Source organism: Gottfriedia luciferensis, assembly GCF_002156865.1.
GTDB classification, from domain to species: domain Bacteria; phylum Bacillota; class Bacilli; order Bacillales; family Bacillaceae_G; genus Gottfriedia; species Gottfriedia luciferensis.
The window spans coordinates 91,580-110,076 of record NZ_NCTA01000009.1 but is presented as its reverse complement, the minus strand read 5'-3'; the positions used below and the strand labels follow the sequence as shown (position 1 = coordinate 110,076).

The window sequence follows — 18,497 nt, the reverse complement described above, 5'->3', positions numbered from 1 at the left end:
CATATTTTTCTAATAATTGTTCAAACTGAGACATTGAAATCCCTCCATTATTAACGATTTAAAAACACTAACCTATTAAATTATAATATAAAGTTCAGAAAATTGGTACATATAAAAGACTGACTATTCATTTTTATTAGAAATTCAATTTTATCTATTATAGTGATTGGGGTAGTTCAAAGTAAAAAAAGCACTTTCGAAGTGCTTTTTCTGTTGAAAAATAATCTTAAAAATGAATTCAAATCTTAAAAGACGATGTTTTTATGAATTTGTCTTTCAATCTGAATAATAATTTGTTCTAAGTAAAAGAAATTTCAATTGTTTTTTAATGAATACTTTTTTTGAAGAATAAGTTGATTGGAACGAAAGGATGCTCGACTCCTATGGGAAATGCGGAAAGGCTGAGACCCCGCAGGCTTGCCGAGGAGGCTCAGGTTTCGCCCCATGGAAAGCGAGCATCCTGTAGTGGAAATGAACATCGCTCAACTTCCTTTACGAAATTCTAGCAATTATTTGACAAGATTATTTTTCAACAGCGTGAGAAGAGTATTTATACTCTTCTTTTTATTTGAGTAACAATGGTAGTTACGATTGTCATTTTAAAAAAATCTTATTTTTACATAAATAAACCAAGTTTCAAGATTAAATCAAAAATCTCAGTCTTAAGACCGAGAAAAGACAATACTTAAGTTTGTTTCAAAATCAGCAGAAAATAGATAAACTACATATTAGAATCGTTAATAACAAAAGCTTCGATTGCTATTAACAAGTTAGTTTAGTGAATAGAGGAGAGCTATATGAAGCGTTTTAGACGGCTGTCTAGCAATGAATTAATCGGATTATTATTTATTATTGCTGGTATAGGGTTAGTATTTGATTTATTTTTAAATCCATTTGCAATTATAGCTGCAGGAGCTGGTATTTATTTATTTCAATATGGAGCTAAAAAACGAAAAGTATACCCTTCTACTTCAGCAAATATCGCATTTTTTGGAGGTATAATCTTATTCATTTCAAATGTATTCCAACTTAAATCCATTTTAGGTGTACTATCATTTATTATCATTTACGTTGGTTATTTGATTTTTGTTAATTCAAAATTTAATGAAAGAGTGATTGTACCGAAACTTGTCGAGAATACGAATACAGGAATATTTGAAACAAGTCCTCTTATTTCAAACAGATTTTTTTCAAATATCCGTTTGAAAAATGATTCGTTTGAATTAGATGATGTAGATTATTACTTTGGAATTGGTGATGTAATTATCGATCTATCAGAATCATTTATACCCGAAGGAGAAACAGTTCTGGCACTTAATGGAATAATAGGTAATATTACGTTGTATGTACCATATGATTTAGAAGTTTCAATTCAACATGCAACTTTATTCGGAAAAATAAATATTTTAAAGAATGAATTAAATGGTTTTAACAAAAATTGTAAATTCACTTCAAATGATTATAAAGAAGCTTCTAGAAAATTAAAAATTGTTACTTCTTTAGCAATCGGAAACATTGAGGTGACAAACAAATGAAAATAGATAAGGGTATCTTTTTATCAATTTGTCTTGCATCGTTTACATCTAGTATTTTGATTTGTGGAATCGTATATTATTTCATTGACCACACTTTTCTAGATAAATTATTGATTTATAAAATTGGAAATTTCTCTTTAATTTTAATTATTTTTGTAGCAATTTTAATGATTTCAATTGTATTTAGTACCGCCGTTTTAAGCACGATTCGTCACAATGAAAAAGCACTTTTAAATGGGCTTACAAAGGCTGAAAACGGAGCATACCATAAAGAATCAGATCACTCAATACGCAATATCGATAATGAAATTGAATTAAATCTGCGTAAAATATCTAAACAGATTGAAGATTCACGAAAGACTGTTCAAAAATTAGTTGATGAAAAGAAACTAATCGAATCACAAACGATGGAAGATGTTGTTACGAAAGAGCGCCATAGGCTTGCTAGAGAACTTCATGACTCTGTTAGCCAACAGCTTTTTGCAATTTCGATGATGATCTCTGCTATCAATGAGCTTGGTGAATCTTCTTTTAAAGAACAATTGCTCTATATCGAAAAAATGGCTATCAATGCACAATCAGAAATGCGAGCCCTTTTATTACATTTAAGACCAGTTCAATTAGAAGGTAAAAGTTTAAAAGAGGGCGTAGAGAAGCTTTTAACTGAATTAACGAATCGTCAAGCTTTACATTTAAAATGGAAAATAGATGATATTTCACTATCTAAAGGTGTCGAGGATCATTTATTTAGGATTATTCAAGAAGCTTTATCAAATACATTAAGACATGCAAATGCTAAAACGTTTGAAATTCGAATTAGGAAATTTGAAAATTTTGTATTAGTTCGCATGATTGACGATGGGATTGGTTTTAATACTGAGAACCGAAAAACTGGTTCATATGGACTTCAGTCAATTAGTGAGCGTTCTTCAGAAATAGGAGGAACTGCAAAAATCGTAAGTATACCGAATAGAGGAACTCAAATTGAAGTAAAAGTACCATTAATTGAATAGAGGTGTAATAAATGATTAAAGTAGTATTAGTTGATGACCACGAAATGGTACGAATGGGTGTTTCTACATATTTAAGTACTCAATCGGATATAGAAGTTGTTGGTCAAGCGAGTAACGGGAAAGAAGGCGTTGAGCTTGTATTAGAAAAACGCCCTGATATCATTTTAATGGATTTAGTTATGGAAGGTATGGACGGAATTGAAGCGACAAAACAAATAATTGCGAAATGGCCAGAAGCAAAAATAATTATCGTTACAAGTTTCATAGATGATGAGAATGTTTACCCAGCCATTGATGCAGGAGCAATTAGCTATATGCTAAAAACATCTAGAGCAAGTGATATAGCAAACGCTATTCGTACGACAAACACTGGCGGATCGGTTTTAGAACCAGTTGTAACAGGAAAAATGATGAGTAGAATGAGAAAGTCTACACAGCGAGAATTACATGATGATTTAACAGCCAGAGAACAAGAAGTTCTTCATTTAATGACAGAAGGAAAATCAAATCAAGAAATCGCAGACGCATTATTTGTATCGTTAAAAACTGTGAAAACTCATGTAAGTAACATCTTAACAAAATTGGAAGTAGTAGACCGAACTCAAGCCGTGATCTATGCTTTTAGACATGGGATAGTTGAGCAAAAATAAGGAAATTAAAAAAGTCCCTGAATTTATAGGACTTTGTCTAAAAAGAAGTCATTAATAGACTTCTTTTTTTTGAGCAAATTTTTAGATATAAAGCGATTTAATGGTAAGATAGATATATTGATTTTTAAAAATTCAAGGAAGGAGCAGACATTTTGGATATAAAACTAAGTCATAAAATAATTAAAGATCGTTGCGGTACAGTCTCCTTCAAAAGAGGTGACTCTTTTTATCGCACAAATAAAGTAGTAATCGAAAGTTATAAATTTAATTCTTGTACCGCTAAAGTTTTAGGTAGTGAAAATTTTACTGTAACAGTAGTAAAGGATGAAAATAGTAATTTTATTTCAAAATGTAGCTGTCCTTCACTTGCGTCTATACAAACAGATTGTCAACATATAGCAGCTGTCTTAATCTCAATTTTTGAACTTCAACAAAAGAGTTCAATTCCTTTAGAACAGAATAATTTAAAGGATAATCAAAACTCAGAATTGACAACTAGCATTTTAAATCTTTTTAATGAGAGATCCATCCCAACTAGTGGAAAACTAAAGCATTTTGAATACAGAGAAATGATCGATATTGAGTTTATTTGTGAGGCATTTGAAGTTAAAAATGGATTTCATTTGCTTGGAATATCAATCCAAGTCAATAAAAATAGAGTAAAAAACTTACGAGATTTACTGAGTCATTTAAAAGAAAATAAGCCATTTGAAATTTCAAATCAATTTGTATTTGACCCAATTGTACATTGTATACCAAATGAGGCTGACGCTATTTTACAATACTTAATAAAAGTACAAGATGATGAAAAAATGATTATGGATTCATTAAACTTAAAATCGAAAACAGTCATTTCAGAAGAAAATATATTCTTACCACCATCTTATTGGGACCAAATTCGAGATTTATTAATAAAGGTCGAACACGTAAAAATAAAAGAAAATGGGATGATGTACAGTGGTATTTCGACTGTTAATACGCTTTTACCACTACATTTTTCACTCGATAGTATCAACAATCAATTTTATTTATCCGTAAAAGGAATTAAGAGTTTAACTTTATTGCAAGAATACTCAACTGTTATTGTAAAAGGTAAATTCTATAATTTAAATACAGAGGAAATAAATCGACTTGCTGAATTAAAGCAAATAGTAGAAAGTTCTAGTGATGAGAAAATTACGATTTCGAAAGACCAGATTGATCAATTCGTGAATCGTGTAATCCCGGGATTACGAAAACTTGGTAAAGTACAAATACAGGATCGACTATTAAACCAATTTTCAAAGACTCCACTAGTTGCAAAGCTTTATTTAGATCGCGTAAAAAATAGGTTACTTGCAGGAATTGATTTTCAATATGATCATATCGTAATTAATCCACTTGATCATAATGACACTAATCTAGATTCAACCTTGATCAGAGATGAAGAGAAGGAGTTACGAATTCTTGAACTGATGGAAGAGGGATGTTTTTCGAAAACAGATGGAGGATATTTTTTACACAATGAAGAGCTCGAATATGAGTTTTTAAGACATATCGTTCCAAAACTTGAAAAACTAATGCAAATTCATGCTACAACTGCTGTTAGAAATAGAATTTTAAGAGAAAGTAAAAAACCAAAAATACGGGTTAAAATGAATCATGAACGGACAAATTGGCTAGAATTTAAATTTGAGTTAGATATTCCTGAAAATCAAATAAAAGAGGTTCTATCAGCATTAAAAGAAAAACGTAAATATTACCGTTTACGTGATGGCACGTTGTTTTCACTTGAAACAAAAGAATTACAGGAGATTAAGCGATTTTTAAATGCAGTACCAGAACAAGAAATTGATTACGAGCAAGTATTAAACTTACCAATCATTAATAGTTTACATTTATTGGATTCAAGTGAAGAAAATAACGTAATACAATATGAAGAAAGTTTCCATCAATTCATGGATCGTATAAGACATCCTGAACAATTAGAAACGGAAGTTCCTAGTAAATTACAACCGATATTAAGAGACTACCAAATAAATGGATACAAGTGGATGAAAACACTAGCTAGTTTTGGATTTGGTGGAATCTTAGCAGATGATATGGGATTAGGTAAAACGCTTCAAAGTATAACTTATATTCAATCAGTACTAAACGAAATTCGACAGAAACAAAATCCTATACTAATCGTTTGTCCATCATCATTAACATATAACTGGTTAAACGAATTTGTGAAATTTACACCGAATATTCAAGCCGTTGTTGTTGATGGAAATAAAACTGAGAGAATGAAAATTCAAAATGATAGAAGTTTAGATGTTTTAATTACTTCTTATTCATTGTTAAGAAATGATATAAAATGGTATGAAAAACAGAAGTTTCATACAGTGTTTTTTGATGAAGCTCAAAGTTTCAAAAATCCTTTTACTCAAACAGCAAAGTCCGTTAAAAAAATCAATGCGGATCAGCGTTTCGCATTAACTGGTACACCAATCGAAAATTCCCTTGAAGAACTTTGGTCAATATTTTATGTTATTTTTCCTGAGTTGTTCAAAAGTTTAAAGGAATTCAATCATCTGACTAGGAAAACAATAGCTAGAAGGGTACGTCCTTTTTTATTAAGAAGATTAAAAGAAGAGGTACTCAAGGAACTTCCAGAAAAACTAGAATCGATGGAATCAGTAGAGTTACATCCAGAGCAAAAAAAATTATATGCAGCGTATTTAGCTAAATTACGTCATGACACTTTCAAGCATCTAACAAATAATAAATTTACGCTAGGTAAAAATCACATAAAAATTTTAGCTGGGTTAACAAGATTAAGACAAATCTGTTGTCATCCTTCTTTATTTATTGATGGTTATAAAGGGAGTTCAGCGAAATTTGAACAACTTTTTCACATTATTGAAGAATCGAAACAATCGGGTAGAAGGGTGTTAATCTTCTCTCAATTTACTAAAATGCTTGAGTTAATTGGTAGAGAACTAGCAATCAGAGGTTTGAAATTTTTCTATTTAGATGGTCAAACTGCTTCAGAAGAACGCGTTTCTATTTGTAATCAATTTAATTCAGGGGAACGTGACTTTTTCCTTATTTCATTGAAAGCAGGCGGAGTAGGTCTTAATTTGACAGGAGCGGATACCGTTATTCTTTATGATAATTGGTGGAATCCTGCTGTTGAAAAACAAGCTGCTGACCGAGCTTATCGATTTGGTCAAATAAATGATGTAAAAGTTATTAAACTAATTGCAAGAGGTACAATAGAAGAAAAAATGAACGAGCTTCAAGAAAAGAAAAGCTCGTTAATTCAGGAAGTTATTGAACACGATGGTAAAAAATCTATTAGTTTAACAGAAGATGACATTCGAGAAATTTTAATGATTTAAACTTTGACTTCAAGTAAAGGCTCATCTTCTTCATTGAGATCAACAGTATGCATATCATCACAATCTATATCATTATCCAAATAGGCCACTCATAGAGTGGCTTTTTCTTTCGAATTTTATTTCATTCTGAAATGATTAAAACAGAGTATATTAGTAATGAAGATTATCATTTTATGAACCTAATATAGTGAAAATAATTGAAGGGAGAGCTAAAAGTGAACATTAACCGTAAATTTGTGAATGTCTCAGCGGGAGTGCCAGGTCCAATAGGAAAAAAACTGACCGATTTACGAAATCAATATGTTCCAAATGGGGTTGGGAACAATACGCCAGTTTTTGTAGAGAAAGCAAATGGATCAATCGTAGAAGATGTGGATGGTAATAAATACTTAGACTTTGCAGGAGCTATTGGTTCTTTAAATGTAGGGCATACGCCAGATCATGTTGTACAAGCGATTAAGTCTCAAGCAGACCAATTAATTCATTCTTGTTTCCATGTCGTTATGTATAAGCCATATATTGATTTAGCTAAAAAACTTGTAGAAATAACACCAGGGGATTTTCCGAAAAAAACGATTCTATTAAATAGTGGTGCTGAGGCAGTCGAAAATGCAGTGAAAATTGCAAGAAAGTATACTGGTCGTGCAGGAATCGTATCATTTACAAGAGGTTTTCATGGGCGAACATTATTAGGAATGTCGTTAACAAGTAAAGTGAAACCGTATAAATATAAGATGGGACCATTTGCTCCTGCTACATATAAAGGGCAATTCCCTTATTTATCTAATCGTCCAGCGGAGTTAACAGAGGACGAATATATTAATTTTTGTATTTCACAGTTTAAAGATTTTCTATTGACTGAAGTATCGCCCGAAGAAATTGCTGCAGTTATTATGGAGCCAGTTCAAGGGGAAGGTGGATTTATCGTACCACCAAAGAAATTTGTAAAGGAAATTTTTAATTTATGTAAATCATACGGCATCTTATTTATAGCCGATGAAATACAAACAGGATTTGGTCGAACTGGAGAATTATTTGCATCAACTTATTTTGAAATCGAACCAGATTTAATAACAATGTCAAAATCATTGGCAGCTGGTGTCCCAATAAGTGCCGTAACAGGTAGGACTAATATTATGGATGCTGCGTCACCTGGAGAACTAGGTGGAACATATGGAGGAAGTCCTTTGGGCTGTGTAGCTGCACTTGAAGTGATTGATAAAATTCAAAGTGAAAAATTATGGATTAAAGCAAGGGGAATTGGAGAGAAAATCAAATTATTTTTCAACAATTTGAAAAAAGATTATCCTATTATCACAGACATTAGAGGACTTGGAGCAATGGTTGGAATTGAGTTCAATGATCCGACAACTTCTCAGCCAGCAAAGGAATTTGTTGGTGCATTAACAAAGAAATGTTGTGAAAATGGCGTCATTATCCTTAGTGCAGGTGTTCATAGTAATGTACTTCGCTTTTTAACGCCTTTAATCATTTCAGACGAAGAATTAGATGAAGGTTTAGATATAATAAAATATTCAATACAGCAAGTTGTCGGACAGCTTGTAACTGAGGTGAAATAATATGAGAAAAAAATTTTATATAAGTGGGAAATGGATAGAAGGATCGAAATATGAAGAATTACTTGCTCCTCATTCAGATGAAAAATTAGCTGAAATACCACTTGCGACAATGTCAAATTTAGAGGAAGCTATACATGCCGCTAAAAATGCTAGTTTCGAAATGGAGAAATTAAGCTCACATGAAAGAAGTGTAATATTAGAGCAGTTAGTTGAACAATTTAAAGAAAATCGAACTCAGTTAGCCGAGATTTTAGCTTTAGAAGCATCAAAACCATTAAAAGCAGCGTTTGGAGAAATCGATCGAACGATTGCAACGTATAAAATCGCAGCAGAAGAAGCGAAAAGAATGTATGGTGAAACATTACCACTTGATGCGGTTCCTGGTGGGGAAGGAAGAATCACATATACTGTAAGAGAACCGGTTGGTATAGTCGGTGCAATTACCCCGTTTAATTTTCCATTTAATCTTGTTGCACACAAAGTAGGTCCAGCTATTGCTGCAGGAAATACAATCATTTTAAAACCAGCAAGTCAAACGCCACTTTCTGCATTTGCGCTAGCAGAAATGATTGATAAAACGGATTTACCAAAGGGTGCATTTAATTTAGTTACAGGTAAGGGCTCTGAAATTGGTGAGGCGTTAGTAAAACATCCAGATGTCAAAGCAATTACATTTACAGGTAGTCCAGAAGTAGGGATCTCTCTAAAAAGCAAATCTGGATTAAAAAAAGTAACATTAGAACTAGGCTCAAATTCGGCGCTAATTATAGATGAAGATGTTAAGCTGACTGATGAATTAATTAATCGATGTGTATGGGGAGCATTTGTCTATAATGGTCAAGTTTGTATTTCATTACAGCGAATTTATGTTCATCAATCAATCTATCATGAGTTTTTGATGAAGATGAAAAATGCTACAGAATTATTAAAGATCGGTTCACCAATGGATTTGCAAACAGATATTAGTGCTCTTATCTCCAAAAGAGATATCGAAAGAATAGATGACTGGGTAAAAAAATCAATTGAAGAAGGTGCGGAAGTTGTTACGGGTGGTAATATTCTAAAAGAACGAATCTATCAACCAACCATCTTATCAAATGTTAAGAATAATAGTGAGGTTTCATGTAAGGAAATATTTGGACCAGTTGTTGTCATAAATTCGTTTAATGAATTTGATGATGCCATTAATGAAGTAAATAATAGTAGATTTGGATTGCAAGCTGGTATCTTCACAGATCATTTACAAAGAGCATTATATGCTACTAAAAAGTTACATGTCGGTGGTGTGCTTGTTAATGATGTGCCAACCTTTAGAGTAGATCTAATGCCATACGGTGGAGTAAAAGAAAGTGGGTATGGTAGAGAAGGAATTAAATATGCAATTCAAGAAATGACAGAAATGAAACTTATCTCGATTAAACTATAGAGAATTGAACTAAAGACTTAACTTGATTATAAGTTATGTCTTTTTTTGTTCATAAATTTCAGAATTATATGTTATATTAGTTTGTATACCATGACCCAGAAGAAAAGACTTATCTTGCATTATGAAAGGAGAATAGAAATGGAAATTAGAAATTTAACAATTGAAGATTTACCAGAATTTATTCGATTAAGAAGTGAAGGGTTAAAACAATCACCAGAAGCATTTGGAGAAAGTTTAGAAGAATATGAGAGAAAAACTTTAGAACAGCACAAAAATAATTTTCCTAGTTCATCTGATAATTTTGTAATCGGTGCATTCGATAAAAATACGCTTGTAGGTGTTGTAGGTTTTTACCAAAAAAAATCTGAAAAAATGAAGCATAAGGGAATAATATGGGGGATGTATATTGACCCAAGTTATCGACGTAAAGGACTTGGAAAAGATATTTTAAATTATGCGATTCAAAAAGCTATATGTATTGAAGATATTTTACAAATTGAATTAGCTGTTATTTCATCCAATCTTTCAGCAAAAAAACTTTATGAATCTTCAGGATTTGAAAGTTTCGGAAAAGAAAAAAGAGCGCTATTTGTAAATGGAGAATTTTACGATGAAGATCACATGGTTAAAATAATTAAATAGGAAATCTAACTTACGATATTTGTTTATTCATTAAAAAACGATCAAATTTAATCTGTTTGAATCGTTTTTTTATTTGCTTAAAAGTTCATCTTTAGGAACAATAAATTTTTCAATGGTTGTTTTCCGAATATAGTCCTACTATCGATACATAATAAAATTATACTTTTTAGTAGGAGATAATCGATTGAAATCTAAACACATAATTCCTTCATTATCATCGAATTCTGTATACTTAGGAATATTATTAGCACTAGTAGGTGGATTTTTAGATGGTTATACTTTTATAAGTAGGGATGGGGTATTTGCGAATGCACAAACAGGAAATGTCGTGCTACTTGCAATTAATCTTTCTAATGGTGACTGGAGAAATTCAATCATCTATATTTTACCGATTTTAGCTTTTATCATGGGGGTGCTGGTAGCAGAGTCTGTAAAACATCCACGATTAAGAGAGGTATTATACAGTTATCGACGATCCATCCTTATATTAGAATTCGTTGTGTTAATGATTGTTGGTATTTTGCCGACTAGTGTACCAAATATAGTCGTGACCGTGTGTATTTCATTCGTGTCATCGATGCAAATTTCTACCTTTACTCATTTGGATAAATGGACTTACAATTCAACCATGACAACAGGCAATTTAAGAATAGCATCCCAGGCAGCATACTCAGCTTTTATAAACCACAACAAAGAAGCTAGAACAAAATTAAAAGAGTTTTTAGTCATTATTTTATCTTTTTCACTTGGTGCATTATTGGGAAGTATCTCAACCAAAACGTTTGGAGTTCGATCAATATGGATAGCTGCAGGGGTATTAATCATTGCAATTATCCTATACCATAAAGATAAAGGGTATTTTAAAAGTAAGATCAGGGGAAGGCAGGAAAGAGGAAAGTAAAGGAACAGAAATTAGGAAAGACAGAATTCAAAGAACTTCCTGCTTGTCCTATTCTATCCTGCCTTTTCCTGCCCTTAATGTCTATGTAAGGAATTATTTAAAAAATTGAATAATACAAACAAAAATAAGTGCGAATAATATGGAAGGTAACATATTTCCGATTTTGATTTTTACTACGCCTAAAGTATTTAATCCAAGAGCAATTAATAAAATTCCACCTGTGCCTGAGATTTCAGCAATTATTTCATTTTGTAAATGAAGCGTAACAAGATTTGGTAAAAATGAAGCGAAAATTGCTATGAATCCTTGATAAATTAATACAGGTACTGCAGAAAATATTACGCCAATTCCCAATGTTGAAGTTAAAATGATTGAAAGAAATCCATCCATCATCGATTTTGTATATAAAATTTCATGATTATTACGAAGTCCACTATCTAGTGCACCAAGGATTGCCATTGCACCGACACAAAATAAAAGGGTCGAAGTGACAAAGCCTTTAGAGATTGATCCTTCATTTTTTGAATGAAACTTACTCTCGATAAACATACCTAATTTATCTAATTTTTTTTCGATATCAAGCCATTCCCCAACGACTGCACCTAATGCTAGGCTGAATACCACTATCAGAATTTGATGTGTTTTCATCGCTAAAGTAAAGCCAATGACAATGATAACTAGTGAAATTGACTGAGTTACTAAGTTTTTCATTCTTTCTGGTATTCTTTTAATAAATAAACCGAGTAATGAGCCGATAATTATCGCTATTGCATTCACAATTGATCCGAGTAATACCATGATAATCCCCTTTAATTTCTCTTTATTTAATCTATTTTTAATACAATTTTTCCTATATTTAAATTATTTTCCATACGAGAATAGGCTTCGTTGACATCTTGCCAGCTCCATATTGAATCAATTACAGGGCTGATTTTATTAGAAATGAAAAGTGGTAGAACATGTTTCGTAAATTGATTCGTTAAATGAATTTTTTGATGAAGTGTTTGTGAACGTAACGTACTACCAATTATCGAAATTCTTTTCATTAAAAGGGGTAACAAATTTACATCGTTAACCTTAACGCCACCCATCGTACCGATTAGAATTAATCTACCATTTGTTTTTAAAGATTGTAGATTTTGGTGGAAATAAGATGCCCCTACAAAATCTAAAATAACATCTACACCTTCATGGTCAGTTAGCTTTTCGATTTCAGCTTCAAATTTTTGGTCTTTATAATTGATCACATGATTTGCACCGAGATTTTTGCAAGCATTGAGCTTTATTTCATTTCCAGCAGTGATAATCGATTTTGCTCCAAATTCTCTTACAAGCTGAATTGCAGCAGTTCCAACTCCACTTGCACCTGCATGAATTAAAACCGTTTCATTTTCTTTCAATCTTCCTAATTCAAATAAATTCAAATAAGCAGTTAAAAATACTTCAGGGATTGCCGCTGCTTCTTCAAATGATAAATGAGTAGGGATCGAAATTGCTAATTCAGAAGGAATTGATACGTATTGTGCATAACCTCCTCCAGGAAGTAAACCGCAAACTCGATCACCAATTTTCCAATTTGTAACGTTAGAACCGATTTGTTCAACTACTCCAGCCATTTCTAATCCTAAAATCGGAGAAGCGCCTTTTGGAACAGGATATTTACCATTTTTTTGAAGTAAATCTGCTCTATTAATTGCTGTTGCGTGTACTTTTACGAGTAAATCATTTTCACCAATTTCTGGCATAGGATAATGATCGATAAATAATTGATTTGATTCATCAACTTGAACAGCCTTCATAGTTAAAAACCTACCTTTATTTGAGAATATACTAATGATACTACATAAATAATAGAATGAATATTTTAAAAACTGAAGATGAGAAGCATGTTGGAACCAAAAAGAAGATAAATAATTTAATAAAAGACACGAACTAGTGTATGATTAGGAAATTACGAGAATGAATAGACTTTTAGGTGAATTAAATGATGCTAAAAACACTAAGTGATGTAAATAAATTAATTACAGAATGGCAAGCTGCAATTGAAGCAGAACGCAATTATCTTAAATTTCATGGTGGTAGAAGTTTCACGCTCATAAAGGGAACGCCATTATATCAAGTTGGACAAAGTACTGTTGTACTATTTACGATTTATTCAGAAATATTTGTCCCTGAAGGTACACCTGTACGAATAAAAATTGATCATCAAGAATACCAGGGAGAGTTATTGTCATTAAAAGGTACTCAAGTAGAAATTAAAATAAATGAAGTATTTAAAACGAATATACCATTTGCCGAACTTTTTAATGAACCATGGGAGCTTTTGGATCAATTAATTGATCGATTAGAGGAAATAAAGGATTACCGTAGTAAACAAGCCAAAATAATGAGGTTAATGAATGCAGATTCAAGCACAAAACATTTAGAAAAAATCAAACAGAGTAATTCGTTACAGAAAGAGTTAATTTATCGGTCGTTTTATAATGCTACAACTTATATCTGGGGACCACCGGGTACTGGAAAATCCTATAATTTAACAAATATTATATTAAAACATTATGAAAAAAATAAATCTGTTTTGATTATTGCACATTCTAATGCAGCGGTTGATGTATTAATGAAAAATGTCATCAATGAATTGGAACAAAAAAATAAATGGAAAAGTGGAGAAATTGTACGTTACGGATATACAAAAGACGAAGAATTACTACAACATGAAGACGTTCTTTCATCAAAGTTGGTTGAAGTTACTGATCGAACAAATCAATATGAAATTGAAAATTTAGATGAACGAAAGCATTCGATGTTAAGGAAAGCAAGAAGAGGTGCAGCAACAAAGAGAGAACTAGATGATTTAAGTAAAATACAAAATAAATTAAATAAAATACGAAGTGAAATTCGTGAAAAAGAAAAAGAATTGATTGATCAAGCAAAAGTGATTGGAACAACTTTATCAAAATGTTCAATTGATCCATTAATTTATTTACGAGAATTTGATTTAGTTATTGTTGATGAAGTTAGTATGGCATATACACCGCAAATAGCGTTTGCATCAACATTAGGTAAACGAATTGTTGTATGTGGCGATTTTAAACAATTACCGCCGATTGCTACTTGTTTTCATAATGAATTCGTTAAAAAATGGCTTCAAGAAGATTTATTTCATCATATTGGGATTGTACAAAAAATTGATCAAGGTGAACCAATTTCAAATTTAGTTTTACTTAATAATCAAAGGCGAATGCATCCATCAATTTCTGCTTTCACGAATAAAGAAATCTATCATTCATTAGTGTATGATCATCCGACTGTTAAAAAAAGACAGGAAATTTCGAAACATAGACCGTTTCGTATGAAAGCAAACAGTGTAATCAACTCACAATTTTTAAATACGTTTGCCTTAAAGGATTCGAATTCGAATTCAAGATACAATTTAGGGTCTGCCATCATTGCAATTCAATGCTTGCTGACAAGTATTGTAGATGGGATCAAATCAATCGGTATTGTCACACCGTACAGAGCCCAAGCAAAATTGATCTCTTTACTCCATAAAGAAATAATTGGTAAAACGAAATATAAAGATATTCCTATTCAAATTGCAACAGTTCACCGTTTTCAAGGTGCAGAATGCGATGTCATCATATTTGATTCAGTAGATACAAAACCGCAATATTCACCAGGGTTATTGCTGACGGATCAAAACAGTGAAAGATTAATAAATGTCGCTTTAACGAGAGCAAAAGGAAAGTTTATTCATATTGCAGATATTCCATTTATAAAAAATAAAACAAACTCGAATAAAACAATCAACAAATTAATTCAGTTTCAAACAATGAATGAGCATAAAGTAAGTAGAGATGAATTTGAAAAAGTTTTTTCTAAAAGCATTTCAAAGAGGTTAAGACTTTTTTCAAGTTACTCAAGTGAACTTAAAAATGAATTATTTGAGGATTTAAGAAATGCACAACAAAAAATAATCGTTTCAATGCCAAATTTATCTGAAATGTCTTTAGAAATTCGAAAAATAATAAATGAAATCGAAACACCAATTGTTTTTATCAGTGAATCTTCATATAAAAGTCAAAAAAATAGAAAATTTATAAAAAAAGATCAAGTCCAACCATTTATTATGATTGATAATGAAATTATGTGGTATGGTATCCCGTTGTCGAGTGTAGGCTTAAATCAATCGATTATTTCAGCTAGATTGAATTGTCCAATAACAATAAATACCTTAAAAGGTTTTATCGATTTTTAAAAATTACATGGAGCATATTCTATGTAATTTTTTTTATTCTTATTAAATTATGTATTGCATAAAGTAATAATAAAATGCTACGGGATAGGTGAATAAATGGTCGATCGATCGGTATTTTCTAAATTGTCTATGCCATGTGCTTTTTTAGATTGGGATGCTTTTGTACAAAATGTGGATCATATTGCAAAACATGCAAATGGGAAGAAAATAAGAATTGCTACAAAATCAATTCGTTGTGTACAAGTTTTAAAATTCATATTAGAACGAAATAAATGTTTTGAAGGTCTAATGTGTTACAACCCTCATGAAGCTGATTTTTTAGCTGAAGTTGGTTTTGATAATTTACTATTAGGGTATCCAACTGTTGATTTAGAAGGTTTAACTAAAATTGCTTCGCAAATAAAAAAAGGTAAAAAGATCATTTGTATGGTTGATGAAAAGGAGCAAATCAATTTAATTGAAAAGATTGCAGCAAAAAATGATGTAGTTTTTCCATTATGTATCGATATTGATATGAGTACTTCATTTTATGGATTCCATTTTGGCGTGAGACGTTCACCTATAAAAGAAACGAAGGATTTAGTACCTTTGCTAACGCAAATCTTACAGTCGTTAAATGTAAGACTTGAAGGAATTATGGGATATGAGGCACAAATTGCCGGAGTAGGCGATGATGCAAAAAATCGATTTTTGAAAAATAAAGTTATTCAATACTTAAAAAAGAAATCTTTAAATGAAATAGCTAATAAACGGAAAGAGATTGTTAAATACATTGAAAAAGATGGATATCATCTTGAGTTTGTAAATGGTGGGGGAACTGGAAGTCTTGAATCGACTTCAAAAGAAAAGGTCGTGACTGAAGTGACAGTCGGTTCAGGCTTTTATGCACCAACGTTATTTGATGAATATAGAAATTTTCAATATAAACCAGCGATTGGATTTGCATTACCAATTATCCGTAAACCAGCGGATAAACTATTTACTTGTACAAGTGGAGGGTTTATCGCGTCGGGTGCTGTTGGCAAAGAAAAATTACCAACTCCGTATTCTCCAAAAAATTGTAAATTACTCCCATTAGAAGGGGCTGGCGAGGTACAAACTCCTGTATTCTACTCGGGTAATGAAAAATTGGAGATTGGTGATGCCATCCTTTTTAGGCCTAGTAAAGCTGGGGAGATTGCCGAACGATTTTCTCATTTATTTGTAGTTAGTCAAAATAAAATTATTGACCAGTTTTCAACATATAGGGGTGATAGGGGGTGCTTCCTATGAAAAGTAGTATGCTATGGAAAAATTGGTCTGGAAGTGTAAAATTTAATCCTAAAGAAGTAATGTATCCTTCAACAATTGATGAAATCGTAACGATTGTTAAAAAAGCGAATAGTGAAAAAAAGAAAATAAGAGTAGTAGGGTCTAGTCACTCTTTCACTCCTTTAATTGCGACAAACGATTACTTAATTTCATTAGATCGTTTAAATGGGATTATTTCAATTGATAAAGAAGCTCAGATTGCCGAGATTTGGGCTGGCACTAAATTAGAGCAATTAGGACATGAATTATATGAAGCTGGATATTCACAAGAAAATTTAGGAGATATTAATGTTCAATCAGTTGCAGGAGCTTTTTTAACCGGTACTCACGGCACAGGAATTTCACATGGAATTTTGGCAACGCAAATTGAAATGATGACGATTGTTTTACCAACAGGCGATGTACTAGAATGTTCAAAAACAAAAAACACAGATTTTTATAGAGCAATAGGTGTATCACTAGGCTTAATGGGGATTGTTGTAAAACTAAAAATTAGGATAAAACCTGCCACAACATACCGTTACGAAAGTAAAAAAGTAAATTTTAGGGAATTGTCTAGTAATCTTGAAAAATACAAAAATGAGTATGAACATTTTGAGTTTTACTTATTTCCATATTCAGAAAATGTTCAAATTAAAATGATGAACCAAACTAGATCAAAAAAGCATTCATATAAATATGAGAAATGGAAAGTTGCGACCATTGAAAATAAAGCATTTTGGTTATTAAGTGAGTTTAGTAGAAACTTTCCAAAAAGTAGTCATCAAATTAGCAAAATTAGTGCAAGTAGTGTGCCAAGTTCAAGTATGATCGGACCAAGCCATGAATTATTCGCTACGATTAGAACTGTAAAATTCAATGAAATGGAATACAGCATACCAGCTGAACATATGAAAGATGCTACTTCGGAAATTCAAGAAGAAATAATCCAAAAACAATTTAACGTTCACTTCCCCATAGAATGTCGATTTGTAAAAAAAGACAATTTTCTAATAAGTCCTGCCTCCATGAGGGATTCAGCCTATATCGCAATACACATGTACAAAGGAATGCCTCATCACGAATATTTTAAAAGAATAGAAGAAATCCTACAAAGCTATAACGGTAGACCACATTGGGGTAAAATGCACACAATGAACAGAGAAAAACTACTAAATTTATATCCACTCCTACCAAATTTCCTAAACATGAGAAAAGAAATAGACAAAAACAACATCTTTGTAAACGCTTACCTTACTAAATTATTTGAAATTGAATAATAAATTATTAAAGTGTTGGTTATTATTGATAATACCTTTATATAAAGAAATTACTAGTTTGAATAATCATTAGCAATTTTGAAAAGACGTGATTTCAAATATGAAATTACGTCTTTTTTGTTTCAATAATTTTATAGTACAAATTAGTAGTGAATATCTTATTTTCAAATTCTATGTAATAAATTTAAAATCTTTACCTGTGTATACTTCAATAAAACTTGCCAACTGAAAAATAAATGAAATTGTAAAGTTATTCTATATAATTTTAAAGAACCTACTTTTTTAAGAAGATTAAGATTGGAACGAAAGGAAGCTCGACTCCTATGGGAAATGCGGGAAGGCTGAGACCCCGCAGGCTTGCCGAGGAGGCTCAGCTCACGCCCCATGGAAAGCGAGAATCCTGTAGTGGAAATCAACGAATATCATGGTTCCATACAACAAAATGATATTAAAAGATTTTTTAAATCACGTCTTTATTAAATTTCTTATTGAAAATAATTATCAATTATATTATCATTGATAATGATAATAGTTATCAATATCAACTACATAGATTC

Annotated in this window: 13 protein-coding genes; 11 read left to right on the top strand and 2 right to left on the bottom strand. The window is 31.6% G+C overall.

Going from position 1 to position 18,497, the window contains the following annotated elements:
• Window positions 1–797: 797 nt before the first annotated feature.
• From liaF to B7R67_RS09240, 8 genes are all read left to right on the top strand, one after another.
• Window positions 798–1,535 (top strand): cell wall-active antibiotics response protein LiaF, encoded by a 738-nt coding sequence (gene liaF / locus B7R67_RS09275; protein WP_088069722.1) that lies wholly within the window; start codon window positions 798–800, stop codon window positions 1,533–1,535.
• Entirely contained in the window at window positions 1,532–2,548 is a 1,017-nt protein-coding gene (locus tag B7R67_RS09270; protein WP_088069720.1) for a sensor histidine kinase, read from the top strand. The genes liaF and B7R67_RS09270 overlap by 4 nt, the downstream gene beginning before the upstream one ends.
• Window positions 2,549–2,559: 11 nt before the next feature.
• Window positions 2,560–3,198, top strand: a complete 639-nt coding sequence (locus tag B7R67_RS09265; RefSeq protein ID WP_088069718.1) for a response regulator transcription factor — start codon at window positions 2,560–2,562, stop codon at window positions 3,196–3,198.
• Window positions 3,199–3,350: 152 nt separating this feature from the next.
• A complete protein-coding gene (locus B7R67_RS09260; protein ID WP_088069716.1) occupies window positions 3,351–6,563 on the top strand; it encodes a DEAD/DEAH box helicase in 3,213 nt (1,070 codons plus the stop codon).
• 215 nt (window positions 6,564–6,778) lie between these two features.
• A complete protein-coding gene (gabT, locus tag B7R67_RS09255; protein WP_088069714.1) occupies window positions 6,779–8,143 on the top strand; it encodes a 4-aminobutyrate--2-oxoglutarate transaminase in 1,365 nt (454 codons plus the stop codon).
• Between the two features lies 1 nt (window position 8,144).
• A complete protein-coding gene (locus B7R67_RS09250; protein WP_088069712.1) occupies window positions 8,145–9,569 on the top strand; it encodes an aldehyde dehydrogenase family protein in 1,425 nt (474 codons plus the stop codon).
• 138 nt (window positions 9,570–9,707) lie between these two features.
• Entirely contained in the window at window positions 9,708–10,211 is a 504-nt protein-coding gene (locus B7R67_RS09245; RefSeq protein WP_158095058.1) for a GNAT family N-acetyltransferase, read from the top strand.
• A gap of 184 nt (window positions 10,212–10,395) precedes the next feature.
• Entirely contained in the window at window positions 10,396–11,112 is a 717-nt protein-coding gene (locus B7R67_RS09240; RefSeq protein ID WP_208615639.1) for a YoaK family protein, read from the top strand.
• 93 nt (window positions 11,113–11,205) lie between these two features.
• Here B7R67_RS09240 and B7R67_RS09235 read toward each other — a convergent pair whose 3' ends face one another.
• Together B7R67_RS09235 and B7R67_RS09230 are read right to left on the bottom strand one after the other, a co-directional pair.
• Window positions 11,206–11,910 (bottom strand): DUF554 domain-containing protein, encoded by a 705-nt coding sequence (locus tag B7R67_RS09235; RefSeq protein ID WP_088069706.1) that lies wholly within the window; start codon window positions 11,908–11,910, stop codon window positions 11,206–11,208.
• 26 nt (window positions 11,911–11,936) lie between these two features.
• A complete protein-coding gene (locus tag B7R67_RS09230; protein WP_088069704.1) occupies window positions 11,937–12,911 on the bottom strand; it encodes an NAD(P)H-quinone oxidoreductase in 975 nt (324 codons plus the stop codon).
• A gap of 185 nt (window positions 12,912–13,096) precedes the next feature.
• Here B7R67_RS09230 and B7R67_RS09225 point away from each other — a divergent pair, with 185 nt between their 5' ends.
• The 3 genes from B7R67_RS09225 to B7R67_RS09215 all read left to right on the top strand — a co-directional run bounded on the left by B7R67_RS09225 (window position 13,097) and on the right by B7R67_RS09215 (window position 17,940).
• The gene (locus tag B7R67_RS09225) at window positions 13,097–15,370 is read left to right on the top strand and encodes an AAA domain-containing protein (protein ID WP_088069703.1); all 2,274 of its coding nucleotides are present in this window, start codon (window positions 13,097–13,099) and stop codon (window positions 15,368–15,370) included.
• A 96-nt stretch (window positions 15,371–15,466) separates the two neighbouring features.
• On the top strand, window positions 15,467–16,642 hold the full coding sequence (locus B7R67_RS09220) for an amino acid deaminase/aldolase (RefSeq protein ID WP_088069701.1): 1,176 nt from the start codon (window positions 15,467–15,469) through the stop codon (window positions 16,640–16,642).
• Window positions 16,630–17,940, top strand: a complete 1,311-nt coding sequence (locus B7R67_RS09215) for a D-arabinono-1,4-lactone oxidase (RefSeq protein ID WP_407920387.1) — start codon at window positions 16,630–16,632, stop codon at window positions 17,938–17,940. Before B7R67_RS09220 ends, B7R67_RS09215 begins: the two co-directional genes overlap by 13 nt.
• Window positions 17,941–18,497 lie beyond the last annotated feature (557 nt).